23 protein-coding genes, 1 tRNA gene and 1 pseudogene are annotated in these 26,259 nt (G+C 52.6%); 9 read left to right on the top strand and 16 right to left on the bottom strand.

Annotated elements, in window-relative coordinates; genetic code table 11:
• Position 1 precedes the first annotated feature (1 nt).
• Entirely contained in the window at positions 2-1,231 is a 1,230-nt protein-coding gene (locus tag BJ885_RS15145; RefSeq protein ID WP_033146458.1) for an amino acid permease, read from the top strand.
• Between the two features lie 37 nt (positions 1,232-1,268).
• On the opposite strand, the gene BJ885_RS15140 is transcribed toward BJ885_RS15145, so the two are convergent.
• Entirely contained in the window at positions 1,269-1,739 is a 471-nt protein-coding gene (locus BJ885_RS15140) for an Lrp/AsnC family transcriptional regulator (RefSeq protein ID WP_047646293.1), read from the bottom strand.
• Between the two features lie 115 nt (positions 1,740-1,854).
• Here BJ885_RS15140 and BJ885_RS15135 point away from each other — a divergent pair, with 115 nt between their 5' ends.
• Positions 1,855-2,466 (top strand): LysE family translocator, encoded by a 612-nt coding sequence (locus tag BJ885_RS15135; RefSeq protein ID WP_047646294.1) that lies wholly within the window; start codon positions 1,855-1,857, stop codon positions 2,464-2,466.
• Between the two features lie 27 nt (positions 2,467-2,493).
• Here the strand turns inward: BJ885_RS15135 and BJ885_RS15130 are convergent, their stop codons facing one another.
• The gene (locus BJ885_RS15130) at positions 2,494-2,766 is read right to left on the bottom strand and encodes a GNAT family N-acetyltransferase (protein WP_008499687.1); all 273 of its coding nucleotides are present in this window, start codon (positions 2,764-2,766) and stop codon (positions 2,494-2,496) included.
• Positions 2,767-2,776: 10 nt separating this feature from the next.
• Positions 2,777-3,007: a 4Fe-4S mono-cluster protein YjdI gene (gene yjdI, locus BJ885_RS15125; protein ID WP_008499689.1), complete on the bottom strand. Its 231-nt coding sequence runs from the start codon at positions 3,005-3,007 to the stop codon at positions 2,777-2,779.
• A 176-nt stretch (positions 3,008-3,183) separates the two neighbouring features.
• Here yjdI and BJ885_RS15120 point away from each other — a divergent pair, with 176 nt between their 5' ends.
• From BJ885_RS15120 to BJ885_RS15100, 5 genes are all read left to right on the top strand, one after another.
• The gene (locus tag BJ885_RS15120) at positions 3,184-4,824 is read left to right on the top strand and encodes a sensor histidine kinase (protein WP_121932231.1); all 1,641 of its coding nucleotides are present in this window, start codon (positions 3,184-3,186) and stop codon (positions 4,822-4,824) included.
• A complete protein-coding gene (locus BJ885_RS15115; protein ID WP_121932333.1) occupies positions 4,808-5,503 on the top strand; it encodes a response regulator in 696 nt (231 codons plus the stop codon). Before BJ885_RS15120 ends, BJ885_RS15115 begins: the two co-directional genes overlap by 17 nt.
• Positions 5,504-5,671: 168 nt before the next feature.
• Positions 5,672-6,760, top strand: coding sequence for an ABC transporter substrate-binding protein (locus BJ885_RS15110; RefSeq protein WP_023309072.1), 1,089 nt, complete (start codon positions 5,672-5,674; stop codon positions 6,758-6,760).
• A gap of 80 nt (positions 6,761-6,840) precedes the next feature.
• Positions 6,841-8,610, top strand: a complete 1,770-nt coding sequence (locus BJ885_RS15105) for an iron ABC transporter permease (protein ID WP_023309073.1) — start codon at positions 6,841-6,843, stop codon at positions 8,608-8,610.
• Positions 8,603-9,673: an ABC transporter ATP-binding protein gene (locus BJ885_RS15100; protein WP_121932230.1), complete on the top strand. Its 1,071-nt coding sequence runs from the start codon at positions 8,603-8,605 to the stop codon at positions 9,671-9,673. The genes BJ885_RS15105 and BJ885_RS15100 overlap by 8 nt, the downstream gene beginning before the upstream one ends.
• 959 nt (positions 9,674-10,632) lie before the next feature.
• On the opposite strand, the gene BJ885_RS15090 is transcribed toward BJ885_RS15100, so the two are convergent.
• The 4 genes from BJ885_RS15090 to BJ885_RS15075 all read right to left on the bottom strand — a co-directional run bounded on the left by BJ885_RS15090 (position 10,633) and on the right by BJ885_RS15075 (position 13,797).
• Complete coding sequence (locus BJ885_RS15090; RefSeq protein WP_233468638.1) at positions 10,633-11,067, bottom strand: hypothetical protein; 435 nt, start codon at positions 11,065-11,067, stop codon at positions 10,633-10,635.
• Positions 11,068-11,105: 38 nt separating this feature from the next.
• Positions 11,106-11,660, bottom strand: coding sequence for a hypothetical protein (locus BJ885_RS15085; RefSeq protein WP_121932228.1), 555 nt, complete (start codon positions 11,658-11,660; stop codon positions 11,106-11,108).
• A gap of 630 nt (positions 11,661-12,290) precedes the next feature.
• The gene (locus BJ885_RS15080; RefSeq protein WP_259467224.1) at positions 12,291-13,169 is read right to left on the bottom strand and encodes a DUF6998 domain-containing protein; all 879 of its coding nucleotides are present in this window, start codon (positions 13,167-13,169) and stop codon (positions 12,291-12,293) included.
• A 169-nt stretch (positions 13,170-13,338) separates the two neighbouring features.
• A complete protein-coding gene (locus BJ885_RS15075) occupies positions 13,339-13,797 on the bottom strand; it encodes a helix-turn-helix domain-containing protein (protein WP_142377141.1) in 459 nt (152 codons plus the stop codon).
• A 122-nt stretch (positions 13,798-13,919) separates the two neighbouring features.
• Here BJ885_RS15075 and BJ885_RS15070 point away from each other — a divergent pair.
• Positions 13,920-14,408, top strand: a pseudogene (locus BJ885_RS15070) (hypothetical protein); the annotation flags it as partial.
• A 266-nt stretch (positions 14,409-14,674) separates the two neighbouring features.
• On the opposite strand, the gene BJ885_RS15065 reads toward BJ885_RS15070, so the two are convergent.
• The 5 genes from BJ885_RS15065 to actS all read right to left on the bottom strand — a co-directional run bounded on the left by BJ885_RS15065 (position 14,675) and on the right by actS (position 20,326).
• Complete coding sequence (locus BJ885_RS15065; RefSeq protein ID WP_123007250.1) at positions 14,675-15,235, bottom strand: recombinase family protein; 561 nt, start codon at positions 15,233-15,235, stop codon at positions 14,675-14,677.
• 140 nt (positions 15,236-15,375) lie between these two features.
• Positions 15,376-16,185: a DUF6602 domain-containing protein gene (locus BJ885_RS15060; protein ID WP_097641560.1), complete on the bottom strand. Its 810-nt coding sequence runs from the start codon at positions 16,183-16,185 to the stop codon at positions 15,376-15,378.
• 1,201 nt (positions 16,186-17,386) lie between these two features.
• The gene (locus BJ885_RS15045) at positions 17,387-19,339 is read right to left on the bottom strand and encodes a site-specific integrase (protein ID WP_121932227.1); all 1,953 of its coding nucleotides are present in this window, start codon (positions 19,337-19,339) and stop codon (positions 17,387-17,389) included.
• An 89-nt stretch (positions 19,340-19,428) separates the two neighbouring features.
• A tRNA-Gly gene (locus BJ885_RS15040) sits at positions 19,429-19,502 on the bottom strand.
• Positions 19,503-19,582: 80 nt separating this feature from the next.
• Positions 19,583-20,326 (bottom strand): amidase activator ActS, encoded by a 744-nt coding sequence (gene actS / locus BJ885_RS15035; protein WP_121932226.1) that lies wholly within the window; start codon positions 20,324-20,326, stop codon positions 19,583-19,585.
• 163 nt (positions 20,327-20,489) lie between these two features.
• On the opposite strand from actS, the gene idi reads away from it, so the two are divergent.
• Complete coding sequence (idi, locus tag BJ885_RS15030) at positions 20,490-21,032, top strand: isopentenyl-diphosphate Delta-isomerase (RefSeq protein ID WP_121932225.1); 543 nt, start codon at positions 20,490-20,492, stop codon at positions 21,030-21,032.
• Between the two features lie 38 nt (positions 21,033-21,070).
• On the opposite strand, the gene lysS is transcribed toward idi, so the two are convergent.
• The 4 genes from lysS to dsbC form a co-directional block, all read right to left on the bottom strand.
• Positions 21,071-22,588, bottom strand: a complete 1,518-nt coding sequence (gene lysS / locus BJ885_RS15025; protein ID WP_029740338.1) for a lysine--tRNA ligase — start codon at positions 22,586-22,588, stop codon at positions 21,071-21,073.
• A gap of 9 nt (positions 22,589-22,597) precedes the next feature.
• Positions 22,598-23,696 (bottom strand): peptide chain release factor 2 gene (prfB, locus tag BJ885_RS15020; RefSeq protein ID WP_121932224.1). Its coding sequence is split into 2 segments (ribosomal slippage): positions 22,598-23,620 and positions 23,622-23,696, totalling 1,098 coding nucleotides; the frame shifts between segments, so codons are not numbered across the junction.
• Between the two features lie 90 nt (positions 23,697-23,786).
• Positions 23,787-25,520: a single-stranded-DNA-specific exonuclease RecJ gene (gene recJ / locus BJ885_RS15015; protein WP_029740339.1), complete on the bottom strand. Its 1,734-nt coding sequence runs from the start codon at positions 25,518-25,520 to the stop codon at positions 23,787-23,789.
• Between the two features lie 5 nt (positions 25,521-25,525).
• Positions 25,526-26,239 carry a bifunctional protein-disulfide isomerase/oxidoreductase DsbC gene (gene dsbC, locus BJ885_RS15010; protein ID WP_029740340.1) on the bottom strand — a complete coding sequence of 238 codons (714 nt, stop codon included), beginning with the start codon at positions 26,237-26,239 and terminating at the stop codon, positions 25,526-25,528.
• Positions 26,240-26,259: the final 20 nt, after the last annotated feature.

Raw genomic sequence — 26,259 nt, 5'->3', positions numbered from 1 at the left:
AATGTCGAAAATTTGGTCAAAAGATGAGACTCTCTGGAGTTTCGCTCTCTATGGCACGGCCGTGGGCGCAGGAACGCTGTTCTTGCCCATTCAGCTGGGCTCCGCAGGCGCTATCGTCCTGTTTATTACCGCCCTCGTGGCCTATCCCTTAACCTACTGGCCGCACAGAGCGCTGGCGCAATTTATCCTGTCGTCAAAAACAAAAGGCAATGAAGGGATCACCGGCGCCGTCTCGCACTACTACGGCAGGAAGATTGGCAATCTGATCACCACGCTCTATTTCATCGCCTTCTTTGTGGTGGTGCAGATTTATGCGGTGGCCATCACCAACTCGCTCACGGAGCAGCTGGCAAAACACCTGACGGTGGATACCGCCGTTCGCGTGCTGGTCAGCCTGGGGGTGGTGCTGGTTCTGAATCTGATCTTCCTGATGGGACGCCATATCACGATAAAAGTGATGGGCTTCCTGGTGTTTCCGCTGATTGCCTATTTTCTGTTTGTCTCGCTCTATCTGACCGGAAGCTGGCAACCCTCGCTGCTGACCAGCCAGATGGCTGTCGATCGCCATACCCTGCATCAGGTGTGGATTTCGATTCCGGTGATGGTATTTGCTTTCAGCCATACCCCGATTATCTCAACGTTTGCCGTTGATCGCCGCGAGAAGTTTGCCGACGGTGCTATGGATAAATGCAAGAAAATCATGAAGGTGGCGTACCTGATCATCTGCCTGAGCGTGCTGTTCTTTGTCTTCAGCTGCCTGCTCTCAATTCCGCCGTCGTACATTGTGGCCGCCAAAGAGCAAGGGGTAACGATCCTGTCCGCGCTGTCGATGATGCCTTCTTCACCGGCGTGGCTGGGCATTTCCGGGATTATCGTGGCGATTATTGCGATGTCGAAATCGTTCCTCGGCACCTATTTTGGGGTGATTGAAGGGGCGACGGAGATCGTGAAGTCGTCGCTCAATCAGGTGGGCGTGAAAAAGAGCCGCGCCTTTAACCGCGCGATTTCCATTATGGGGGTGTCGTTAATCACCTTTGCCGTCTGCTGCATTAACCCGAACGCCATTTCGATGATTTACGCCATCAGCGGCCCGCTTATCGCCATGATCCTGTTCATCATGCCGACGCTGTCGACGTATCTGATCCCCTCACTAAAACAGTACCGCTCCATTGGCAACCTGCTGACGCTGATCGTCGGCGTGCTGTGCGTGTCGGTGATGTTTGTCGGCTAAACGCCCTGCATGCCCGGCGTTCTGCCGGGCATGCCTCTCAGTCTCGCCCAGCTGATTCCAGCGGAAAAGGTCTGTCCTGCACCACCGTTTTCATGACAAGCGTAGATCGAAGGTGCTGCACGCCGGGCATGGCGGAGAGCTTCTCGTCGTAGAGTTTCTGGAAAGCCGACAGGTCACGGGTCACGACGTGCATCAGATAATCGGGATCGCCAAACAGGCGCTGTGCCAGCACGATCTGCGGAATGTCCTCCACCGCCGCTTCAAACGCGCTAACCGCCTTGCGGTCACCCTCCTTCAGCGTCGCAAACACTATCGCCAGGAAGTTGAACCCCATTTTGGCGGGGTCGAGGCTGGCACGGTATCCCGTTATCGCCCCGCTTTGCTCCAGCGCCCGCACGCGACGATGGCACGGCGAGAGGCTCAGATTCACTCTTTCCGCCAGCTCGGTAAGGGATAAACGGCCATCAGACTGTAGCTCAGCAAGAATTTTTCGATCGATGCTATCCATGTGGAATATTTTCTCAATTACACGGTGTTATGAGCATAACATTGAAAGCCTATTTCGCAGGGTTAGCGATATTCTTTTTCTCAACCTTTGACGCACTGCGGGAGTCTTCAGGACGATGGAAATGAGTATTGTGGCTGGCTTTTGGGTGGTTTCTTTTCTGCTTATCATGACGCCGGGCGCCGACTGGGCCTACGCCATTAGCGCCGGGATTAACGGGCGACGCGTGGTGCCGGCAGTGATGGGGTTAATGTCCGGGCATCTGTTAGCCACGCTGGTTGTGGTGGCTGGCGTGGGCGTAGTGATTGCTCAACATCCGCTGGCGTTAACCGGGCTGACCGTCGCGGGGGCGGTGTATCTCCTGTGGCTTGGAATCGGGCTGTTGCGTCACCCTGCCGCACCGGAAAAGGCCACCCACCATGCGGGAAACTGGAGGCAGTGGGCGGTGAAAGGGCTCTGCATTAGCGGCCTTAACCCGAAAGTTTTTTTACTTTTCCTGGCGCTGCTTCCGCAGTTTACAGACCCGACCGGAAGCTGGTCGATAGCGGTGCAAATGTCCGCGCTTGGCGTGATGCACCTTATCACCTGTACGCTGGTCTATCTGCTGGTGGGGTATGGTTCGAAAGCGGTACTGGCGACCCGGCCACAGGCGGCGCGTCTGATAAGCATGGCATCGGGAGGGATAATGGTGCTGATCGCGTTGATATTGCTATTTGAGCAGGCGAGATGAAAAAACACCGGCCATCGCCGGTGTTATTTACGCCCGAATATCGTCATATTCCCGCGTTTTATCAAACTCATGTTTCGCGAACGGGCACAGCGGGATAATTTTACGGTTCTCACCGCGCATCTTCTCCACCACTTTCGCCACCAGCTGTTTACCGACGCCCTGCCCTTTCAGGCTCTCATCCACGTCGGTGTGCTCGATAATGCTCAGGTGCTCGCCGGTCGGTACGAATACAATCTCCGCGACCTGATTGCCGTTCGCATCATTCACGTAAAACTTGTTATGGCCTTCCAGAATATCCATGGTTCCTCGCTTATTTTTGGCGATACTTCAGCGCACCACTCGGGCAGGTATCAATCACGCGTACAACCGTTTCTACGTCCACTTCATCGGGAATGATCCACGGCTTACGTTTCAGATTAAACAGCTTTGCGCTCCCACGCACGCAATTACCTGAGTGTTTGCAGATCCCGGTATTGAAGTAAACGTCAATTTTCTCGCCGGTATAGGCCCGGTAACCCGCATCCAGTAGTTCTTTATCCATGACATTGCCTCTGTAATTATTATGGTGCTGAATGAAGCATAGCCTTACGGGATCCTGATGGCTATAACGCCGAAAACGAAAAGCCAGGTCACAACTCTTTTCTCGCCAGATTGCGTCCGCTATTGGCACATGTCAGGCTCGGCAAATGTCACTTTTGCATAACTTCCGCAGGTTGAATGAAACGCAGACTCTCTTTTCAGGTAAAGCTGTTTTTAGCGCTGGTGTGCTTCTCCTGCCTGCTGTTAGTTCTGCTGGGAACAATCCTGTTTCATTTTATTGACCGACAGCTCCATCACGATCTCGGCCAGCGCGCCCGGGTTCAGGCCAGCCAGATCGCGCTGATGCCGGGTCTGGCGGCAATGGTTGCGGCCAGAGATATCCCCGGCATCGCCCGTTTAATTCAGCCCCTGCGCGCCGAAAGCGATGCCAGCTACATTGTGATTGGCGATACCGAGGAACAGCACCTTTATCATTCGGAATCCCCGGAGCGTATTAATTTACCGATGATCGGCGGGGATAATGCGGAGGTGTTAAAGGGTAAAACCATTATTTCCGTGCGTCAGGGCGGGATTGGCGTGTCGCTTCGCAGCAAAGCCCCCATCTTCAACGCGCAGCATCAGGTGATTGGCATTGTCTCGGTCGGCTATCTGACCTCGTATATTGCCAATATTAACGCCCGCATTCTCTGGCAGTCCGGGCTGTACGGCGCTGCGCTTCTGCTGCTGCTGTTTATTTTCTCCTGGCTGTTTACCCGCAACCTCAAAAAACAGATGTTCAGACTGGAGCCAAAAGATATCGCTCAGCTGGTTTTACAGCAGCGCGCGCTATTGGAAGCCATGTACGAAGGGGTATTTGCCGTCAACGGTGAGAAGCAGCTGATTTTAATTAACCGCGCGGCACGAGAAATGCTGGATATAAGGCAAAGTGAGAAAGAACTCATCGGTAAACCGCTGGAAGACATTTTGCAGACGTCGCCGGGATTTTTATCCCAGCGCTACACCTCGGTGAGCAGCGGGAGCCACGACCAGATTGCGGTGCTGAACCAGCGCGAGGTGATCGTCAACCGGGTTGCGATTGAGGTCGAACCGGGCGTTGAAAGCGGCTGGGTGTACAGCTTTCGCGACAAAAATGACATCAACACGCTCAGCAGCCAGCTCAGTCAGATCAAACGCTATGCGGATAACCTGCGCATTATGCGCCACGAACAGCTGAACTGGACCGCCACGCTGGTCGGGTTACTGCAGATGAAACACTATGACGAGGCGATCCGTTACATTCAGGTGCAGTCAGAAGGCGCGCAGCGCGTGCTGGACTTTGTCTCAGCCCATTTTGCCTCCCCGGCGCTGTGCGGGCTTCTGCTCGGAAAATACGTCAGCGCGCGCGAAAAAGGCATCGAGCTGCTGTTTGATCCCGCCTGCCAGCTCACCCGCATGCCTGCCGTGCTGAGTGAAACGGAGCTGATGTCCATTATTGGTAACCTGCTGGACAACGCCGTGGAGGCGACCCTCAACGCCCCGGTTCACGCGCCGGTAGAACTCTACATTTCTGACCGTAACCAGGAGCTGCTGATCGAGGTGGCCGACCGGGGCTGCGGGGTGGACGATGCGTTGAAGCCGCACATTTTCCGCCAGGGGTTCAGCAGCAAGCCGGACAGCGAAAACGACATTGTGGGTACCGAGCACGGTATTGGCCTGTTTCTGGTGGCAGGATATATCGACAAGGCCGGCGGCAGTATTGAGATTGCCGACAACACGCCGCAGGGCACGATTTTTTCTGTGTTTATTCCGAATGGGCAACAGCATGACCCGACCACTTGACGTTGTGATAGTTGAAGATGAGCCGCACCTGGCGGAGCTGCATCGCGAGTATATCGAGCAGAATTTCCATTTGCGCGTGGTAGGCATCGCCGCGTCGATTGAGCAGGCGTGCAGCCTGATTCGTCAGCATAAGCCGCGGCTGATCCTACTGGACAACTATCTCCCGGACGGTAAAGGCGTTGAGCTCATCGATAATCCGCTGCTGAAAAGCTATGAGTGTTCGGTGATCTTCATCACCGCCGCCAGCGATATGCAGACCTGCAGCCACGCCATGCGCAGCGGCGCGTTTGACTACCTGATTAAGCCCGTCTTTTTCCAGCGCCTGCACGCCTCTCTGGAGCGGTTTATGCGTTTTATCCACACCGTGCAGCAGGTGAAGGTGGTCGATCAGCATGCGCTGGATCGCCTGTTTAATCTTCCCGCCGCGGAAGCCTCCATTACGCCGTCGACGAAGGGCATTGAACCCCAGACGCTGGAACGGATTAAACGCCTGTTCGCCGAGCATCCCGACGATGCGATGTCGGTTGAAGAGGTGGTGGAAAACGTGGGGATCAGCAAAACCACGGGGCGTCGCTACCTTGAATACTGCGTGGAGAGCGGGTTAATCAGCGTCGAAATGCTGTATGGCAATATTGGTCATCCGCGAAGGTTATACCGCAAAGCGCCCGATAAACCGTAATCCAGAACCGTTTACAGGCTAACGTTCGCGGATTTTATGGTGTTAATTGCTGAAACGACGGCGACAATCACACTTCGGAATCATTGCCCGCTTCTCCCTCTTGTGGGTGAAGCCCGATACGCTATGTTGACAATTAGTTCCTCAAATGTAACTAAAAGGTTAACTATAATGTCGAACACGTTCCGAATTTCTCTGCTTACCGCTACTGTACTGTTCTCTGCTTCTGCACTTTCTGCCCTGCCGCAGGGGTATCCTGCTGAGTATCAAAAAGTGGTTGATGCCGCAACGAAAGAGGGCAAGGTTGTTATTTACTCCACCACCGACATCAAGGCCGCCGGACCGCTGATCCAGGGCTTCGAAAAAACCTACCCGGGCATTAAAGTCGAATACAACGACATGAACAGCACCGAGCTGTACAACCGCTTCATCAGCGAACAGGCCTCCGGTGGCGTGAGCGGCGACGTGGTCTGGAGCTCCTCTATGGACACCGGGCTGAAGCTCGCCACCGACTACGCCATGGAGTATAAATCGCCGGAGCAAAGCCAGCTGCCGAAATGGGCGGTCTGGAAAGATAAGGCTTACGGCACCACCTATGAGCCGGTGGTCTTTATCTACAACAAGCGCCTGATCCCGGCCGGCGACGTGCCGGACTCTCATGCCGCGCTGGCGAAGCTGATTGCCAGCCAGACGGACAAATTCAAGGGCAAAGTCACCACCTACGACATCGAAAAATCGGGTCTGGGCTTTATGCTCTCGGTTCAGGATCACAACGCCGATCCTAATTACTTTAAAACCCTGGCCGACGTCGCCAAAGGTGGCTTATCGGTGCAGTCGTCTACCGGCACCATGATGGAGCGCGTCTCCTCCGGTGAAAACCTGATCGGCTTCAACATCCTCGGTTCCTACGCGGAAGCGCGTGCGAAGAACGATCCGTCGCTCGGCATTTCCTATCCGAAAGATTACACCCTGGTGCTGTCGCGCGTGTCGTTCATCAGCCAGCAATCGCAAAACAGCAACGCCGCGAAGCTGTGGCTGGACTATGTGCTGTCTGAACAAGGGCAAAACATTCTGGCCAATCAGGCGGATATTCCCTCCATTCGTAACGATATCGAAGGGAAAAACGATATCGACGGCCTGACCAAAATCCTCGGCAACGCGCTGAAGCCAATTCCGGTTGATGAAACGCTGCTGGAATACCTGCAGCCGAAAAAACGCCTGGAGTACATCAAAGAGTGGCGTACCGCCGCCGGTAAATAAGCGTCTGAGCGCGGCGCAGGACGCCGCGCTCCCTTATCGACTGAGTTCGTTTTTCTGGGCTGCAACACCAGGGATACCCCATGAATACATTACGCAGAAAGTGGCAAAGCCTGCCGCGAGGCATCGTCGTGCTGATAACCGCCCTGGTTATCTACACCCCGCTGTCGTTTATCGTGATACAGAGCTTCCTGTCCGCCCCGTTCTTTTCGCCGTCAAAAGAGTGGAGCTTTGAATCATTTGAATTTATTTTCACCGACCCTGATTTTTATAAGGCCCTGAAAAGCGGCTTTATCCTTGCTTTCGGGCTGGTCTTTATCTCCATTCCGCTGGGCGGCGTGCTGGCGTTTCTGATGGTGCGTACCGACCTGCCCGGCCGCCGGTTGATTGAGCCGCTGATCCTGGTCCCGATTTTCGTTTCACCGATGGTGCTGGGCTTCGGCTACGTGGTGGCCGCCGGTCCGGTGGGCTTTCTCTCCCAGTGGGCTCAGGCGCTGATTGGCTTTGTGCCGTGGAATATCTACGACATGTCGAGCATTGTGGTCATTGCCGGCCTGACGCACGTCCCGCACGCCTATCTGTATATCTCGTCTGCGCTGCGCAGCGTGGGCTCCGATGTGGAAGAAGCCGCGCGCACCGCGGGGGCGTCGCCCTGGCAGGTGATGACCTCCGTCAGCCTGCCGATGGTGCGCCCATCCATTCTGTACGCCACCGTGCTGCTGTTCTTCCTCGGGCTGGAAGTGTTCGGCCTGATGCTGGTGCTCGGCGATCCGGAAGGCAACATGGTGCTGGCGACCTATCTCTATAAGCTGACGAACAAGATGGGCACCCCATCCTATAACCTGATGGCAGCGGTTGCCGTGGTGCTGATCTGCATCACCATCCCGCTGGTGATGCTCCAGCGTCGCCTGATGCGTACCGCCAACCGCTTCGTCACCATGAAGGGCAAGGCCTCGCAGGCCCGCGCGCTGCCGCTGGGTAAATGGCGCTGGGTGGCTGGCGGAGTGATTGCCTTCTGGCTCACCGTCACCATCGGCGTTCCGCTGCTCGGCGTGGTATTGCGCGCGTTTATCTCCAACTGGGGCGTGGGCGTTTCGCTGTGGGACGAGCTTTCACTGAACACCTTCCGCACCATCTGGGCGCAGCCCAATCTGCTGCGCGCCATCGTCAACTCCATGGCGATTGGCGTGATTGGCGGCGCGCTGGCCGTGGTGTGCTACCTGTTTGTCGGCATTGCCATGCACCGCAAGCCGGATAACACCACGCGTTTCCTGGACTACAGCGTGCTGGTGCCGCGCGCCGTGCCTGGCCTGCTGGCGGGTCTGGCGTTCCTGTGGGTGTTCCTGTTCCTGCCGATGTGGCTGGATAACTCGCTGAAATCCGGCTGGCTTTCCGGATTCGCCTGGACCGACTGGATGCGTGAAAACGTCATCGTCTGGCTGCGTTCGCTGCGCAGCACCATTTTCAGCGTCTGGCTGGCCTATACCGTGGTGTGGATGGCTTACGGGCTGAGGCTTATCTCTTCCACGCTGCTGCAGGTGGGGCCGGAGCTTGAAGAGGCGGCGCGCAGCACCGGTGCGACGCGCGGGCAGATCACCCGCCACGTCACCATTCCGCTCTCCCGCTACGGTCTTATCGGTTCGTGGCTGCTGATGTTCCTGATCTTTGAGCGCGAATATTCAACCGGTGTGTACCTGCTTTCACCCGGCACGGAGACCATCGGCTCGATGTTGGTTTCCCTCTGGGCCGCGGGTGCCATCGATATCGTGGCGGCGCTCTCTTTCATTAACATCCTGCTGGTCGTGGTAGGTCTGGGCATTGCCCTTCGTTTCGGAGTGAAAATACATGATTGAATTAGCGGTTGACGATCTGCACTTAACCTACGGCGACAATCCTGTTTTAAAAGGTGTCTCCATGAACCTGAAGCGCGGCGAAGTGGTCTCCCTGTTAGGCCCCTCCGGCAGCGGTAAAACCACCCTGCTGCGCGCCGTTGCGGGTCTGGAAAAACCGACGCAGGGGTCGATTGTCATTGGCAACAATAAAGTTTACGACGGCACGCCGCGCAGCGAGGTCCCGGCGGAAGAGCGTAACCTGGGGCTGGTATTCCAGTCCTATGCCCTGTGGCCGCACAAGACCGTGTTTGAGAACGTGGCCTATCCGCTCAAGCTGCGTAAAGTCCCGGCCAAAGAGATTCAGCAGCGCGTGCAGGACGTGCTGGACCAGCTGGGTCTGGGCCATCTTGGCAAACGTCACCCGCACCAGCTCTCCGGTGGGCAGCAGCAGCGCGTGGCGATTGGCCGTGCGCTGGTGTACAACCCGCCGGTGATTTTGCTGGACGAACCGCTCTCTAATCTCGACGCCAAGCTGCGTGAAGAGGCCCGCGTGTTCCTGCGCGAGCTGATTATCAAGCTCGGGCTATCGGCGCTGATGGTGACGCACGACCAGAACGAAGCGATGTCGATTTCCGACCGCATCCTGCTGCTTAACAACGGCAAAATTGAGCAACAGGGCACGCCGCAGGAGATGTACGGCTCGCCGAAAACGCTGTTTACCGCCGAGTTTATGGGCAGCAACAACCGTCTGCACGGCAAGGTCACCGAAGTGCGCGACGGCAAAGCGCGCATCGAGGGGAAAGGCTGGGTACTGTGGGGTCAGGCCGGTGAAGGGGTACAGAGCGGTGATGAAGGCACGGCGGTGATCCGCGTCGAGCGCGTGGCGGTGGTCGAGGGACCAGGGGAAAATCAGCTTGAGCTGCCGCTGCTCACCAGCATGTATCTCGGCGACCGCTGGGAGTACCTGTTCCGCACGGTGGGGGATGATTTTGTCATTCGTGCGTATGGGCATGAGGTTCGGGATCCGCAGCACTGCCATCTTTCGCTGCCTGAGAAGCATGTTTGGGTGTTCCCGAAAGGGTGATGAGTCAATAATTAATCTGTCATGGCCCGGTGGCGATTCGCTTACCGGGTCTACGGAATAGAGGAATGCAGAGAAGCCGAGGCTGGCGGAATAAGTCATTTTTTTAATCAGGAGAATTCGTTTGGCGAGAAAAAACGAAGATCTGAGGCGGAGTCAGCCCCAAGAGTTTGCATTGTTACGGCTTCGATCCTGGCATTAGCAAGTTCAAAAAACAGGTTATCTAACTCAAGTTAAGCGTGCCCCAGTTTATCACTGTTATTCGCCAGCTTCAGAGTGATCCTAACCGCCTTATCAAAAATCCCTACCACTGCTGCTGTGTTTGCCAATACACCAGCCATAACATTCCCTGCCTGAGATTTATTGAAGATTAACGCTCACCACTTTACCGCATAACTTTCTGTTACGAAACGCAGTTTCACTTAGGTCTAATACTTGTTGCGCATGTTGTTATTGATTGTTAAATAACCTTTATAATTATTTCCATAACAAGCAGAGGGACTTATTAAGCAATATACCAAGGCTTTTTACTACAGAAAGACAGCGTTTCTCCTGTTGTAATAAAGCGAGGCAAATTGCAACACATGCAAAGCTGTGTGACGCAGTGGCAACACTAGGATATTTGATGCAGATTCAGTGAAATTATTAGGCGGCTAATCGTTCCACTCAGCGGATCTATAATAGAGCCGAGGATATTTAGGCAGGAGGACGTAAAATGGCTCAAGAAAGAGTCATGACACCCACGGGGCTGATGTGAAAATGAAGGCGGTTCTACTTTGTGGTGTACTGGCTCTTATGCCGCTAACTGCACAGGCTGGACGTATAACCATGCAATTGACGGAACAGACCGAAACCGCCGACGGGACCCTGTGCCGCTATTCCAACTCAATCTATGATTTTGTTTATAAAACGAACAGTAAACCCTGTGCCAGCATAAAAATATTCGATACCAATGTCCCTATCTAGCCGCTCTTATTTTGTTCGAAATGACAATGATAGCAGCACCAATAACTGCGTGCTCGAATCCCCCAATCAGGTTCTGCTTCAGTATATTGAGACCTCATGTGTAGTTTTTTGCCTGCTCCCTCATAACATTTCGGGCAAAATGCTATCTCGTCACCTTCTTTCCAGTAAACGCCATCACGGAAGTGGAAGTTCTTATTGTCCTTTAACTGGTCTTCAAGTTGCTTGTACTTCTGTTCCGATTCAAACAACAGCGCTTGAGTAGTGATGACTTCCATCTTGACACTTGCAAGCTCACTCATTAGGTTTGCAAGCTCAAGTTTGAGAGTTGCCCTATCAAGCTCCCCGCCATCATCAGCTAGTTTCTTTGCAATTCCTACAGCTTTATCAATGATCCCAACAGCGGCGGCTGTGCTAGCTAACATTCCAGACATTACTGTTCCCTCAAACTCTTGTTAACATCATTATTGGTTTATTTCTGTGATTTTTTGGAGTGCATTATGTTTCTAGCCTCCCAATAATCACTTAATTTGAAGCGTGTGTGATGTATCAAAGTAAGGATATCGTTCAGGGAATCAATGCTAAACTGAATATATTCTTGGTTAATTCCTTCCTTGGTAATTTTAACCCCCAGATAAGTATATCCTTCAAGGTCCGTATTATTCCAATCTGCATGTACAGTGAGATTCCGTAACCGACCACATTCCTTAAGATCCTTTATCAGCGAGTCATACTCACTGTAAGATTCTTGTAAAGCGAGGTGCAAGAGGTCAGAGTACCTTTTGAAAAGGTCTATCTTCGCTGAGTAGTTCATACTGCCTATAACAATAATACCTAATTGATCAGAGCGGTCACTGAAACTTTCGTAGATTATACTATCCAAGTCCTTTTCCAATGTATTGAAATACATCACAATCTGGCCAATCAAAGGGAAAGCGGCTTTTAGATATGCCTCCTCCAAATCTCCATTTAACGCTTCTATGTCGTGCATTAAGAATTGCTCAAAGGGCTTTCGCTTAATTTTCATACACTCATTCCATAGTCGCTTTTGTCTGATAACATCATCTTTCACGCAATGATAGCCATTTAGCGCCGTGTTGGGCATACCAACATTCAGCGCCGAAGGCGTATCCTCATTTTGTCAATTAACAGCTCTCTTATCGAGTACCGATCATTTATGGCTCGGTGAAGACCACGGCAGAGCCAGCCCCTTTCACGGATTGGTTAGGCTTCCCAACATTTGCTCGTTTATCCGTGGCGTGTCATCACGACAGGCTGTAACGGGACACCGCGCTAAGTGTGGAACGGTTAAAAGTGTTGGGAGTTACGCCTGGTATGCGACTTTTTGTTCGTTGTTGTGCTGTCGCGGTAAGAACCTGGAACCACCGCAAGCGTGATGATGTGCTCCCTTGAACCACAGATCAATAACGCGACAGGTGCGGGCAAAGAACAATCGGAAGTTTAAGTTGTACTTGCTAAAGCGGGGCAACGTAACTAACTCATAAATCATAACTTATTGATTTATCAGGATACTGGAGCGGGCGAAGGGAAATCACCCCCGCTCCAAAGTTCTCGTAATCCCATGGATTTATTAACAAAAACGTGATGCATTGTAGGAGGGTTTTGTAGGAGGAACTACAACGTTTTGCAAACCGCTTCACTCCAGAACGCTGATAAGTTTTAGCGCGTCATTTCTGACAGAATCTTGCATTCGCTCAGAGTCAGCGATCAACGCCAAAGCCTCAATACTTAAACCATCCCTGATCACTTTTCGCGCTTTACTGAGACGGCCCCGGCAACTTTTCTCTGTATAACCCTCACGTGAGTGCATTTGCTCAATGATATAAGCGCTTGGTAAATTTGAATCGGCAAAATGATGGTAGTAGTTTACGAAGCACTCCATCCCAATAGCCTTAAGGAGGCTGACCAGGGTAACACTACTCGTTATCTTCTCTGGTTGATTCAAAACCTCTTCCAAAGGTTCGGGTGGAAGGGTTTGCATAGCCGCTTCATTGACTGAAGCCGAACTCCTGACAATCAAGTCTTCTTTGATGGAACTAACTCGGGGATCAGTAAGAATCGCGCCCTTGAGGTTAACGATATGTGCGTTAACGTGGTCACTATGCCGTGCATAATCTCGTATTACTTCATGTGGGATTTTGTAAGCATCAAGAATGTTGTAAGTCTCATCGAAAATAACCGCGATTAAATAATCAAAATCGGCTGCCTCATAGTTACGCAAGGCACTAAGCTGCCGGGAAGGATTATCCGGCGTAACTCTCCTAGCTTTGATCTGCACTTTCAGGCCATCAGCATCAATGGCATCAGCACCCGCCGACGAATTACTGAGAAGAGTCATACCCAGTGCATTAGAAACCAGCCATTCAGCATAGTCACCAACAGGATTATTCTTGGTGCGAATGACACCTCTAGAACGCAACTGCGTTAAAATTTCGGAATGAAGTGAAAGCAATTCAAGATTATTCAGCGCATTTAGCCAATCATATGATGTTAAATGATTATTTTTCAAAAACACTCTCCATTGCCGAAGTGAAATGCCACTGTAACGCCTACGTAACGCACCTGGATTTTGATGTTTTGTCGACTCTTATAGAAGAGTAAGACTGATTCATAGGTGTCTCATCTTTTGCCAAAGAAGACTGTTCATTAATACAGCATCCAGAATTTATAAACTTACACTTACTTCACTTTCTCAGTTTGCCCCACCGCACTGCCGAAACAATACCCCAGTTGCCACTGGCATTGGGCCTACGCCATTTTGCTGTCTCCATGCTACGGAGATACTCAAGAGCTTCAGAAAACGTGCCAAAACGCTTCTGAGCCGCTTTATCACCTACGCCAAACGAACCATCACGGGTGCTCGCCAAACCGGGGTGAAAACAGGAACCATCGGCCGCGTATGGAACCAACAGTTCCGGGTCGTTATCTTCAGATGAGCCAGACGCTAATAACTGCCACGGCTCAACGCTCAAAGCGTTAGCCAGCACCTCAATCGCGTCCAGAGACGCATTAGAGCCACCACGTTCAATTCTGCTCATATAGCTACGTGCAAACCCACACCGATCAGCAAAGGCTTCCTGGCTCATTCCGGTGGCAATGCGCAACTCTTTTACTCGTTGTCCAAACAGTTTTCTCAGGGTCATTTTCATGACCTGAATTTGCGCAGATGTCCACTAAAGAGCCACGCTCCAATAGTGACATTTCGAATCAATCGTCTATGATGCGATAACTGACACCGCTGGGGTGGATTCTGAGGGATAACAATATGTCAAAAACACGGCTTAATAAGCCCGGTTTTTCAGCCAAGTCTGTGCTGACCATTATGTTAATCGCTGCGTCATCTGCATCTTATGCAGCAGAAAGCATCGATCAACTGGCGACGCGCATCGGTATGGATCACTTCCGGGAAGCGATCAAAAAGGGTGATCGCAGCGCCTTCAAAACGCTGCCGGCAAAAGGCTATAAAAACGGACTTACCGGGCTGCTCATCAAAACTAACACTTACGTTAACCCCGAATACAGCTTTGCTGATTGCGATACGGACACCGTTATTGTCTCGGTGCAAGAACACAAAACGCTCCCCGGTTGCCGCATATCTCTAAAGCTAGCGACTAAAGATGCTGACGGTAGCTATCACGATAATGGCATTCGCATCGAATATGGTATTGCGACCGGATCCAAAAAGTTTATCGCCAACAATTCAGCGTGGGCGCAGCATGCCATTACAGGTGATAAGGCGCTGGAAAGCTCGTTGAAGAGAGATGCTAACGATACTGTATGCACTGCATGGTCAACGATGGCAAAAAATATTGCCATCGGGCGAGACGAGCACAACCCAATTTCTGTCTACCAACAACAAATTGAAGATCTCAGAGGCAAACCCGGCATCACTGAGAGTAATATTGTTTTTGCCCATGCCCTTGCTGGCATGGTTTACAAAGACATGGCCGCAAAAAAACCGCAAGAAGTTGAAGCATTGGTTTATCAAACCTGCCAATCAGGTATGTGAAAAATTCAAGATTAATCAAAGATTGCGGTAATAGTTGCTCTGGAAACGCCGTATTCGCGCGCTAAAGCACTGACACTGGTTCCATTATTCTTTTTCTCGGTAATCGCTCTACGGTCTTCTGGGGCGATTCTCGGCGGTCTTCCCAGTTTCTTACCTTCGGCTTTTGCCCGCAACAAACCAGCCTGGGTCCGCTCAATCAGCAGGTCACGTTCCATCTCTGCAACCGCTGCCAGCATTGACAGCAGAAGCTTACCCGCAGCGGAGGTGAGATCAGTCGTGCCAAGCTGGTGGACAATAACCTTGATGTTTCGATCTGCCAACTTTCTGACCGTTTGCAGAACATCAATCGCATCACGTCCCAGACGGTCTAGTTTTGCAACTACCAATGTTTCACCATCGCGGATTTTGCTGAGCATTTCAGAAAACGCTTTGCGTTGCACCGCAGGAACCTTCCCGCTAACAACATCAGTAAACCAAAAGTCGAAAGTCCATCCAGCTTGCTCAAGTTCCAGACGCTGGTTCTCAGTATCCTGCTGCGATGTCGAAACACGCCCGTAGCCAAAAATCGCCATAGTCATCTCCTCATCCGGCCCCTGCCGGAAAACGGTGATGAAAATAGGATGGCCTGCCAAAAAAGCCAAGGCTAATTTTCCAACAGTGTTAAAGCGCATGATTGAAAGGTGCCAGAAAACGGTCGTTTGTTGGCACTAACTTACCCACCAATGCGGATATCAACTTTCAGCTTTTCCATATACGGAACTAAATTCAAAAAAGTTCCGCTGATGTTCATAGAAGCTTGAGTCAACATTTGGAAAAGCCATAGCAAGCTTCCTCTCTGCACAGTTGCAGCGACCCACTTAGCTTTCGGCATCTTTCCTCGAGCTTCATCATTCAAAAATCCGATTGGAAAATTATCGAATGTAACGAAGCCTCTATCTAGTAAAAATACTCCATCAATCGATTCACTTGGGACGCGTATTCTCTGCTCTCCTAGAGGTAAATCGTTTCCAGCAAAACCTAATTTATTCTCTATTTCGATAATCCAACCAAGAACCGTATCCATCTGCTGAGGCCCATCATAAGCTACAACAAAGTTGAGAATGGCTGGAGGGATATAACCACTACTGAAAGACCACTGTTCATTTTTTTTAAGCTTCTTCGCCTGGTAGGCAGCAGTAATAGCTTGCTCCATTCCCGCTTTATCAAGGGTGGACTTAACTTCTATCGTTGCGATCACTGACTCCACAAGAAAGCCACTCACACCACCACCAAAATCAAGCTTAGGAAGGTTACGTTTATAAATCACAATATCAAACTGCCGTCGTGCCGAATTTGGCGAGGACTCACTGTCGATTATTTCACCTGTGCCAATGGCAAGTGTTGAAGGTAAGTGGGCCTCTAAAAATTCTCTGATGAAAGCTTCTCTCGGCGTTCCTTTGTGCAAAGAGTGACCAGAGTTTGCAGGGATTTTAGAAGTGGCAAGAAGTTGTTCTTCCACTGCCGACATATGAGCTAATAACATTGAGCCACCTGTTAACCTGTTGTATTAATGTTAATTAATTATAATGGCAAGCCAAACCGACTACGGTGTCGACAATCAATTATACCGATACTGATGCTATGTGTTGTTCTACATCATTGAAGTGCTTTCAAAATATGAACGCACTTCACTGATATATAACACTTTTATTGAAGTTAAGCCTATGCTATTTTGGTCGTGACATCTATCTCATGCGGTAAACCGGTCCGGATAGGTGGAGCATTACCGCTCTTTTGCGGAAAACGTCAGGATGGGAACTCTGCGTAACGTTGATCGTGGTAGGTAGGGCGCGCAAGCGTTTGATGCAGCCAAGCAGAGGGTGAGAGTAGCTATCGGCGGATTCTTGAGTAGCTTCTTTTGCGCATAATGCATCTTTCAAGAAAGGTCGTCACACCACGAGGAAGACTTAATCTTCATCTGGCAAGGGGAACCGAGCAAACCTACAGGCTATCTTCTCAGATGGCCTTAGGGTTGATATGTCCGGCTTCCCCCCCGAGGAAGGGTTTACATCTTAAAGAACACTTTATGTTTTAACATTTTTAACAATTATGCTTTTCTCTTGCTCGTTGTATCAAACTCTTCCTTTCAGTAATCCTGCCGTTTCTCTCACCTTCGCAAAACACAAACCTGAACCGAACGTTATTAGCTTTTAGCGTGTTCGCGGTGAAAAGCAGCCGGATAAGTGTCCTAGGTTTGCCAGCCCCACTTTCAGGCATTGCGTCCGAAAATTTCCGTGGCGGCGAGACAGTCCTTATAGAGCCAAACTGACTCAAAAGTTAAGCTGCGCAGTAAAGCTAAAGCTCGCCCAGATTTCTCATTGATTGCTCGATCTCCGCAACCCATTTATCAGGGCAAGGATAAACACGGCTTTCGGTGCTAATGCGGTTTGGAGATACGCGGCGGGTTAGCCCATGCAATGACTTAACATGCGCTATCCAACATGTTTTGACTGTTCTCCCCGTTCGGGATTTAACATCATCGGCAATTTGCCTGTAGGTCGCCATTAACATCCATACTCCGCTAGTTGTTTAAATATTGCGAAAGAAGCTGCTTGTTGAAGGTTACATCTGATTCATCTAGTTGCGCCAGTCGAGCTACGAAAGCGCCGCGAATTCCGCACCGTGATTTCTACTACCCTTGATAAAAAACGCGTCACAGAGCTTCCTGGCGCGTTTGGCACATCTCACGACTTATGTCTGCGCCGTGCGTCACTGACCGCTTTGATACCTGCTTGCGAGTCGAATTGTGCAATATCAGGCAAGTTGTAGCGAAGCTGCGAAATCACGCCCAATTGCTCTCCCACATAAGCATCCTTACGATAGGTTGTCATCGCAGTAGTGCTGCCCCGGACATGTCCAACAAGCTGCGCAATCGTGCGTTCGTTGGTCTCATACTTGTCGACGGCGTTGATGAAAGTATGCCGCAGCGAATGGAACGTTTTCTTACCGTCACGGGTAAAACCGAGGACTTTGCCAAAGTAGTTTTCGTTAAACCATTTTGAGGCAGCGGCACGATACCCTTTGATTTTGTTATGCTTCAACTCAGGGAAAAGACGATCATACCCGGCAGCTTTCAACGCATCCACATACTCAAGTAGCCCTAGTTCGAGCAGTCGTGGATGTAGGGGAACCTGACGGATAGCATTCACCGTTTTCAAGGATTTATCGCCACCAGCCAGCGCCTCTTCATCCATCATCTTATCCGGTGCATCAAGATTAAAATCAATATAGGCAACACCGTTTTTGTCCACACGAATGTCCGCCAGATAAAGCTGGCAAAGCTCATTGATGCGCCCGCCCACATATAATGCCAGTAGGGGCAACCAGTAGTGAAACGGGCGAAAGCTCGTGTAACGTCCGTATTGGTTAGGTTTTCCTGCACCAGTTTTGAACCAGTCAGCAGAGAAAATACGCAATAGTTCATCCTCCGTGAAGAGGTCTCGGCGATCCTGCTCGCGCACCATCACGCGGCGCTGAGCGAGCACATTCTCGGCTGGATTATCAAGCAGGTAACGCACCTTCTTGGCCCATTTGAACATCGAACCCAGTGACTCAATATGTCTGCCAATCGCATCTCGGCTCATTACCGGCTGACCATCAGCCAGAGCCTTTTCGATCAACATTCGCGTGTCGGAAATCTTGTATTTCCGCCGCATCAAATACAGATTGCCGGGCATTTTCTGCATTCTACTGACGTAATCCTTCACGACCTCACGATCCAGCTCACCTAAGGACATGTCACCCATAATCTCCGTAAAGTGCTCGATTTTGGAACGAATTTTCCCCTCACTGGCTAACTTGATATCACCTGTATTTTTATAGGCCAGAAACTCTTCCAGCACTGCTGAAACCGTCATGCTTGCATGCATCGGATTACAATACGGGTTGATAGTAGCGGCAGCAGAAATCGCTGGTGTTACACCTACCGGAGCGCATGGCAGAGCACTTAATGTTGGCTCCGATTTCGTAAGCGCCTTATCCCAAGCGCTACGCAGTTTTTCAGCCTGCACGTTGTTGATGAACAAAGAACTTGCATTCAGCGCCACCCCGGGTAAATCCAACAACCAGAGGGAAAGAGGATTGCCGTTGTTAGCCCTGAATGCCGTAACCTCAACCTCTCGTCCGTTCAGCAATTCAACAAGGGCAAACTGAGGCTGGTAAAGCTGCATATAGCCGTTCACCGCAGCCTCAGCACCGTCATACGCAATGTTATTCAAAACGAACCCATGCGTATCAGGATCACGCTCAAGACTGCTGGAATCATCAATCAGAAAGCCACGCTGGTTCGACACAAGGGCATACAGCGGCACATTGTCTGCCAGAATATGCTGGACGACAGTCTCAACCCCAACCCCAAATGAATCGCAAAACAATGCCAGGCTGATTTTGCCAGCGCCAGTCAACAATGAGGCATTGCCCCTGATCTTCTCTTTATCCACTTGCCTGAACTCTTCCAGAGACGCATACCACTTCTCCAGCAAACGCGCGGCAATAGCTCTGGCATTTGCAAGGTTGGTTGTGCGGGTAGATGCATGAATTTCACGCTGCCCTATCAGGGCACGATAACGAACCGGAACGGTGATCCGCAGAACATAGATACCGCTTGGACGTCGATAGAGATTATCACGCTGCGCCATCGGCTGTATGACCCCTTTGTAGGAGGATCACGAGTGCCGTCACATATGAATCAGGAAAAGGCTGAGGAATGAATACGTTAGGGGAATTCTGGAGCGGGCGAAGGGAATCGAACCCTCGTATAGAGCTTGGGAAGCTCTCGTTCTACCATTGAACTACGCCCGCTTTGAGGTGCGTAAGGCATTATAGTCCTTACACACCTTCATACAAGCCTCTTCACAACTAACCGGCGATAAAATAATCACTTAGCACTTCGGTTTGCTGCCTGCCGCAGGAAGATAACGCTGCGGATCGATGGCCGTCGCCTTATAGCGAATCTGGAAATGCAGCTTCACCGCGTCCGTACCGGTGCTGCCCATGGTGGCAATCTTCTGCCCGGCTTTGACGTTCTGCCCGTTGTTGACCAGCATCGTGTCGTTATGAGCATAGGCCGTGATGTAGTCTTCGCCATGCTTAATCATGATCAGGTTACCGTAGCCGCGCAGCTGGTTACCCACGTAAACCACCTTCCCTGCCCCGGAGGCATAAACCGGCGTACCGCGCGCAGCGGCGATATCAATACCCTTGTTGCCGCCTTCAGAGAGTGAGTAAGGGGCGACCACTTTACCGCTGGCAGGCCAAATCCAGCAGCGCTGTCCAACCGGCGGCCATGACGATTGCGGCACCTGATAGGACGGCGTCACTTTGGCAGTTTTGCCCTTCGAAGAGGATTTTTTGCCCGAGGACGATCCGCCGCTAACCTTCAGCTGCTGCCCCACCTCGATAGTGTAGGGCGGAGAGAGGTTATTCAGCCGCGCCAGATCCTTCACGCTGGTTCCCGTTGCGCGCGAAATCCGGTACAGCGTATCCCCGCGCTTAACGGTATAGACCGAACCGGAATAGCTGCCCATATCCGAAGATTTGCTCCCTGAACAGCCCGCCAGCAATAGCGTCAGCGTCAGGCAAAAAATGGCGGTGATGGGGTTTCTCGTCAGGCTTCCTGCAAACAAAACAGATCCTCGGTCAGCGTGAATGGCGCACTATGATAACAGCCAAAACGAATATGGGTCATGCCCTTTTCCGCTCTACGCGCCAAACCGTTCGTATAAGAATGCAGTATAATGATCCGGCTGATGGTGCTGAACCACTCGGCATTTTGGCACTGGAGCATCAATGAGTATTCAAGAACACGTTATTTTGGTAAACGACCAGGGAATGGTGATTGGCACTCAGGAAAAATATGCCGCGCACACCTTACATACCCCGCTGCATCTGGCTTTCTCCTCCTGGCTTTTTAACGCAAACGGCGAATGTCTGATCACCCGGCGCGCCTTAACCAAAAAAGCCTGGCCCGGCGTCTGGACCAACTCCGTCTGCGGCCACCCGCAGTCCGGCGAAGAGACGATACAGGCGATTATCCGCCGCTGCCGCTTTGAAGTGGGCGCTGAGCTGTCCGATATCACCGCCGTCGCCCCTGAATTTCGCTATCGGGAAACCGACCCGTCCGGGATTGTGGAAAACGAAATTTGCCCGGTATTCGCTGCCCGCATCACCAATGATGTGACGATAAACGAAGATGAAGTGATGGACTATCAGTGGGTTGAGCTGGACGCGTTATTCCGCGCGCTGGACGCGACGCCCTGGGCCTTTAGCCCGTGGATGGTCATGGAAGCGACAACCGCCCGCGAAAAACTCAAAGCCTTCGCGGCGCAATAAAAAAGCCCCTTTCGGGGCTTTTTTTACATCTTAACGCCTTATTTCACCGGGCGCATCGCCGGGAACAGGATCACGTCGCGGATGGTGTGGCTGTTGGTGAACAGCATCACCATACGGTCGATACCAATCCCCAGGCCCGCCGTTGGCGGCAGACCGTGCTCCAGCGCGGTCACGTAGTCTTCGTCGAAGAACATCGCTTCGTCGTCGCCTGCGGCTTTCGCGTCTACTTGGTCCTGGAAACGCTGAGCCTGGTCTTCCGCATCGTTCAGCTCGCTAAAGCCGTTGCCGATTTCACGGCCGCCGATGAAGAATTCGAAGCGATCGGTGATTTCCGGGTTCTCGTCATTACGACGCGCCAGCGGAGAGACTTCAGCCGGGTATTCGGTGATGAAGGTCGGCTGAATCAGATGCGCTTCGGCCACTTCTTCGAAGATCTCGGTCACGATACGGCCCAGACCCCAGCTCTTCTCAACCTTGATACCGATGCTTTCGGCGATGGCTTTCGCAGAATCGAAGTTATCCAGATCCGCCATGTTGGTTTCCGGACGGTATTTCTTGATCGCTTCGCGCATGGTCAGTTTTTCGAACGGCTTGCCGAAGTCGAAGACTTCTTCACCATAAGGAACCTGCGTGGTGCCCAGAATGTCCTGCGCCAGGGTGCGGAACAGGGATTCGGTCAGCTCGATCAGATCTTTGTAATCCGCGTACGCCATATAGAGTTCCATCATGGTGAACTCTGGGTTATGACGAACGGAGATACCTTCGTTACGGAAGTTACGGTTGATTTCGAACACGCGGTCGAAGCCGCCGACCACGAGACGCTTCAGGTACAGTTCCGGCGCGATACGCAGGTACATGTCCAGGTCTAGGGCGTTGTGATGGGTGATGAACGGACGCGCAGACGCGCCGCCAGGGATCACCTGCATCATTGGGGTTTCCACTTCCATAAAGTCGCGGTTGACCATGAACTGGCGGATACCGGCCATGATCTGGGAGCGAATTTTGAAGGTCTTACGGGAGTCATCGTTAGAGATGAGATCCAGGTAGCGCTGACGATAGCGCGCTTCCTGATCCTGCAGGCCGTGGAACTTGTCCGGCAGCGGGCGCAGGGCTTTGGTCAGCAGACGCAGCTCGGTGCAGTGGATAGACAGTTCACCGGTTTTGGTTTTGAACAGTTTACCTTTCGCGCCCAGGATATCGCCCAGGTCCCACTTTTTGAACTGCTCGTTGTAGATGCCTTCCGGCAGGTCGTCACGGGAAACGTACAGCTGAATACGGCCGCCAACGTCCTGCAAAGTCACGAAGGAAGCTTTACCCATGATACGACGGGTCATCATGCGGCCTGCAACGGCCACTTCAACGTTCAGCGCTTCCAGCTCTTCGTTCTCTTTAGCGTCGAAGTCAGCGTGCAGTTGGTCTGAGGTATGGTCACGACGAAAATCGTTCGGGAACGGCACGCCCTGCTCGCGCAGCGCTGCCAGCTTCTCGCGGCGGGTTTTCAGTTCGTTGTTAAGATCGACTACCGCGTCAGCGCCCTGTGCTTGTTGTTCAGACATGTTGGTTCCTCATAACCCTGCTTTCAAACTTGCTTCGATAAATTGGTCCAGGCTGCCGTCCAGCACCGCCTGCGTGTTGCGGGTTTCAACCCCGGTACGCAGGTCTTTGATGCGGGAGTCATCAAGGACGTAAGAACGGATCTGGCTGCCCCAACCGATGTCGGACTTGTTGTCTTCCATCGCCTGTTTCTCAGCATTTTTCTTCTGCATCTCCAGCTCATAAAGCTTCGCTTTCATCTGCTTCATGGCCTGGTCTTTGTTCTTATGCTGGGAACGGTCGTTCTGGCACTGTGTTACCAGCCCGGTTGGAATGTGGGTAATACGCACCGCCGATTCCGTACGGTTAACGTGCTGACCACCCGCGCCGGATGCGCGGTAAACGTCGATACGCAGGTCCGCCGGGTTAATTTCGATATCAATATCTTCATCAACTTCCGGATAAACAAACGCGGAGCTGAAGGAGGTATGACGACGACCACCGGAGTCGAACGGGCTCTTACGCACCAGGCGGTGAACGCCGGTTTCGGTACGCAGCCAGCCGTAGGCGTAATCGCCAATGATCTTGATGGTGACGGATTTCAGACCCGCAACTTCACCTTCAGACTCTTCGATAATTTCGGTTTTGAAGCCGCGCGCTTCTGCCCAACGCAGGTACATACGCGTCAGCATGCTGGCCCAGTCCTGCGCTTCGGTGCCGCCAGAACCAGCCTGAATATCGAGATAGCAGTCAGCGCTGTCGTATTCGCCGGAGAACATACGGCGGAATTCCAGCTGCGCCAGCTTCTCTTCCAGCACGTCGAGTTCTGCTACGGCTTCGTTAAAGGTTTCTTCGTCGTCGGCTTCGACGGCCAGCTCCAGCAAACCGGAAACATCTTCCAGCCCCTGGGTCATTTGATCCAGCGTATCTACGATAGCTTCGAGAGAGGAACGCTCTTTACCCAGCGCCTGTGCGCGTTCAGGTTCGTTCCAGACGTCCGGCTGTTCCAGCTCGGCGTTTACTTCTTCAAGACGCTCTTTCTTGGCATCGTAGTCAAAGATACCCCCTAAGAACGTCAGAGCGCTCCGTGAGGTCCTGAATACGGTTTTTTACCGGATTAATTTCAAACATGGTCTGTTTTCTTTTATGGACTTGTCAAAATGCGGTGATAAGAGCGGGATTGTACCGAATCCACGCCCTTTTTTATAGAGATTACTGCCGCTAAATTGGCCAGATATTGTCGATGATGATCTGAAGGGTGCGGTTACCGCGAAACTCGTTGATGTCCAGTTTGTACGCCAGCTCAACCTCGCGCACGCCGTTGTCCGGCCATACCGCCGTGTCAACGTTGAAGGCGATGCCGTCCAGCAGCGGACCTCCGCCCACGGGCTCGACCATCACTTTCAGATGACGTTCGCCAACGATACGCTGCTGCAGCAGACGGAAACGACCGTCAAACAGCGGTTCCGGGAACATCTGCCCCCACGGACCGGCATCGCGGAGCATTTGCGCCACGTCCATCGTCATCTCAAGCGGTGAAAGCTCGCCATCGGATACCACTTCCCCCTGCAGCAGGGCCGGGTCGATCCAGTCGGTGACCAGTTCACCAAACAGACGCTGAAACTCGTCGAACTTCGCCTCTTCCAGAGACAGACCCGCCGCCATCGCATGGCCGCCAAACTTGATCATCAGACCCGGATACAGCGTATCGAGACGCTCCAGCGCATCGCGCATGTGCAGACCCTGAATCGAACGGCCAGAGCCTTTCAGCGTGCCGTCGCCCGCGGGGGCGAACGCGATCACCGGACGGTGGAAACGCTCTTTAATGCGCGACGCCAGAATACCGACCACGCCCTGATGCCACTCAGGATGGTACATCGCCAGGCCGCCCGGCAGCGTATTGCCGCTGCGCTCAAGCTTTTCGCACAGGGTCAGCGCTTCGGCCTGCATCCCCTGCTCAATCTCTTTGCGTGTCTGGTTCAGCGCGTCCAGCTCGTTGGCCAGCACGCGCGCTTCACCGATGTTATCGCACAGCAGCAGCGCCACGCCGACGGACATATCGTCCAGCCTTCCGGCTGCGTTAAGACGCGGCCCGAGAGCAAAGCCCAGGTCGCTTGCCGCCAGCTTGAGCGGATCGCGGTTGGCAATCTCCAGAAGCGCCTTGATCCCCGGACGGCACTTGCCCGCGCGAATGCGGCTTAGGCCCTGCCATGTCAAAATACGGTTATTAGTATCGAGCGGTACCACGTCCGCGACGGTGCCCAGCGCCACCAGATCGAGATATTCTGCCAGGTTAGGTACGGCAATACCGCGAGAGTCGAACCAGCCCTTATCGCGCAGCAGGGTCCGTAACGCCAGCATCAGATAAAACGCCACGCCCACGCCCGCGAGGGATTTCGATGGGAAACCGCAGTCGCGCAGGTTGGGGTTAATAATCGCTTCCGCATCCGGCAGCGTTTCGCCCGGCAGGTGGTGATCGGTGACCAGCACCGGGATCCCCAACGCGTGAGCATGATCGACGCCCGCATGGGAAGAGATCCCGTTATCGACGGTCATGATCATCTGTGCACCACGGGCGTGGGCCTGATCGACCACTTCCGGACTGAGGCCATAGCCGTCTTCAAAACGGTTCGGCACCAGATAGGTGACGTTATCGCAGCCCAGCGCGCGCAGGCTGAGCACGCTCAGCGCGGTGCTGGTTGCGCCGTCGGCGTCGAAATCGCCCACCACCACAATCCGCGTTCCCTCACGAAGCGCGTTGTAGAGCATTTCGGTGGCTTTTTCGATACCACTCAGCTGCTGCCACGGCAGCATCCCTTTCACGCTGCGTTCAAGATCCTCAGCGCGACGCACGCCGCGGCTGGCGTAGAGGCGCTTAAGCAGCGCCGGGAGATCGTCTGGCAAATCAACCGGTTCAACCGCCTCGCGGCGGCGCAATTTTATCGGGGCTTTCACGCGGATTATTTACCACCAAACTGTTTCTGGTGCGCGTCGAGGAACTCTTTCATCTCTTTCGGTCCCTGATAGCCCGGAACGACATAGCCGTTGCTCAGGACAATCGCTGGCGTACCGCTCACGCCAAACTGCACGCCGAGCGCGTAGTGGTTAGCAATATCAATGTCGCAGGAGGCCGGCTTAACGCCTTTGCCATTCATCGCGTCGTCAAACGCTTTGTTGCGGTCTTTCGCACACCAGATAGCCTTCATGTCCTGCTCTGGCTGGCTCTGCACGCCCGCGCGCGGGAAGGCCAGGTAACGCACGGTAATGCCCAGCGCGTTGTAGTCTTTCATCTCTTCATGCAGCTTGTGGCAGTAGCCGCAGGTGATGTCGGTGAAGACAGTAATGACGTGTTTTTCCTGCGCCGCTTTATAGACGATCATCTCTTTTTCGAGCGCGTTCAGGTTTTTCATCAGCAGCTGGTTGGTGACGTTTACCGGCTGCGCGCCGCTCACGTCGTACATTGGCCCCTGAATAATGTGCTTGCCGTCTTCGGTGACGTACAGCACGCCGCTGTTGGTCAGTACCGTTTTCATGCCGGCAACCGGTGCAGGCTGAATATCGCTACCGGTGACGCCAAGCTTAGCCAGCGACTGTTTGATGGCGGCGTCGTCCGCATGGGCGAAACCGGTAAATGAGGCTGCCAGCAGGGTGAACAGCGCGAAAGACTTTTTCATATGTGATCCTGTTACAATTC

Source organism: Enterobacter sp. WP_7_1 (genome assembly GCF_003688535.1).
In the GTDB taxonomy this organism is placed as follows: Bacteria; Pseudomonadota; Gammaproteobacteria; order Enterobacterales; family Enterobacteriaceae; genus Enterobacter; species Enterobacter asburiae.
The sequence above is the reverse complement of the archived record's forward strand: the minus strand, read 5'-3'. Positions and strand labels throughout refer to the sequence as shown.

Excerpts from the sequence above, each read along its gene's own strand:
- BJ885_RS15110 (WP_023309072.1), top strand. The coding sequence starts at position 5,672 with ATGTCGAACACGTTCCGAATTTCTCTGCTTACCGCTACTGTACTGTTC.
- BJ885_RS15045 (WP_121932227.1), bottom strand. The coding sequence starts at position 19,339 with ATGGCGCAGCGTGATAATCTCTATCGACGTCCAAGCGGTATCTATGTT.
- BJ885_RS15065 (WP_123007250.1), bottom strand. The coding sequence starts at position 15,235 with ATGGCGATTTTTGGCTACGGGCGTGTTTCGACATCGCAGCAGGATACT.
- BJ885_RS15140 (WP_047646293.1), bottom strand. The coding sequence starts at position 1,739 with ATGGATAGCATCGATCGAAAAATTCTTGCTGAGCTACAGTCTGATGGC.
- BJ885_RS15130 (WP_008499687.1), bottom strand. The coding sequence starts at position 2,766 with ATGGATATTCTGGAAGGCCATAACAAGTTTTACGTGAATGATGCGAAC.
- yjdI (WP_008499689.1), bottom strand. The coding sequence starts at position 3,007 with ATGGATAAAGAACTACTGGATGCGGGTTACCGGGCCTATACCGGCGAG.
- idi (WP_121932225.1), top strand. The coding sequence starts at position 20,490 with ATGAGTATTCAAGAACACGTTATTTTGGTAAACGACCAGGGAATGGTG.
- BJ885_RS15075 (WP_142377141.1), bottom strand. The coding sequence starts at position 13,797 with ATGACCCTGAGAAAACTGTTTGGACAACGAGTAAAAGAGTTGCGCATT.
- dsbC (WP_029740340.1), bottom strand. The coding sequence starts at position 26,239 with ATGAAAAAGTCTTTCGCGCTGTTCACCCTGCTGGCAGCCTCATTTACC.
- lysS (WP_029740338.1), bottom strand. The coding sequence starts at position 22,588 with ATGTCTGAACAACAAGCACAGGGCGCTGACGCGGTAGTCGATCTTAAC.
- BJ885_RS15115 (WP_121932333.1), top strand. The coding sequence starts at position 4,808 with ATGACCCGACCACTTGACGTTGTGATAGTTGAAGATGAGCCGCACCTG.
- BJ885_RS15100 (WP_121932230.1), top strand. The coding sequence starts at position 8,603 with ATGATTGAATTAGCGGTTGACGATCTGCACTTAACCTACGGCGACAAT.
- BJ885_RS15135 (WP_047646294.1), top strand. The coding sequence starts at position 1,855 with ATGGAAATGAGTATTGTGGCTGGCTTTTGGGTGGTTTCTTTTCTGCTT.
- BJ885_RS15120 (WP_121932231.1), top strand. The coding sequence starts at position 3,184 with ATGAAACGCAGACTCTCTTTTCAGGTAAAGCTGTTTTTAGCGCTGGTG.
- BJ885_RS15060 (WP_097641560.1), bottom strand. The coding sequence starts at position 16,185 with ATGTTATTAGCTCATATGTCGGCAGTGGAAGAACAACTTCTTGCCACT.
- BJ885_RS15105 (WP_023309073.1), top strand. The coding sequence starts at position 6,841 with ATGAATACATTACGCAGAAAGTGGCAAAGCCTGCCGCGAGGCATCGTC.
- BJ885_RS15090 (WP_233468638.1), bottom strand. The coding sequence starts at position 11,067 with ATGTCTGGAATGTTAGCTAGCACAGCCGCCGCTGTTGGGATCATTGAT.
- BJ885_RS15145 (WP_033146458.1), top strand. The coding sequence starts at position 2 with ATGTCGAAAATTTGGTCAAAAGATGAGACTCTCTGGAGTTTCGCTCTC.
- BJ885_RS15085 (WP_121932228.1), bottom strand. The coding sequence starts at position 11,660 with ATGAAAATTAAGCGAAAGCCCTTTGAGCAATTCTTAATGCACGACATA.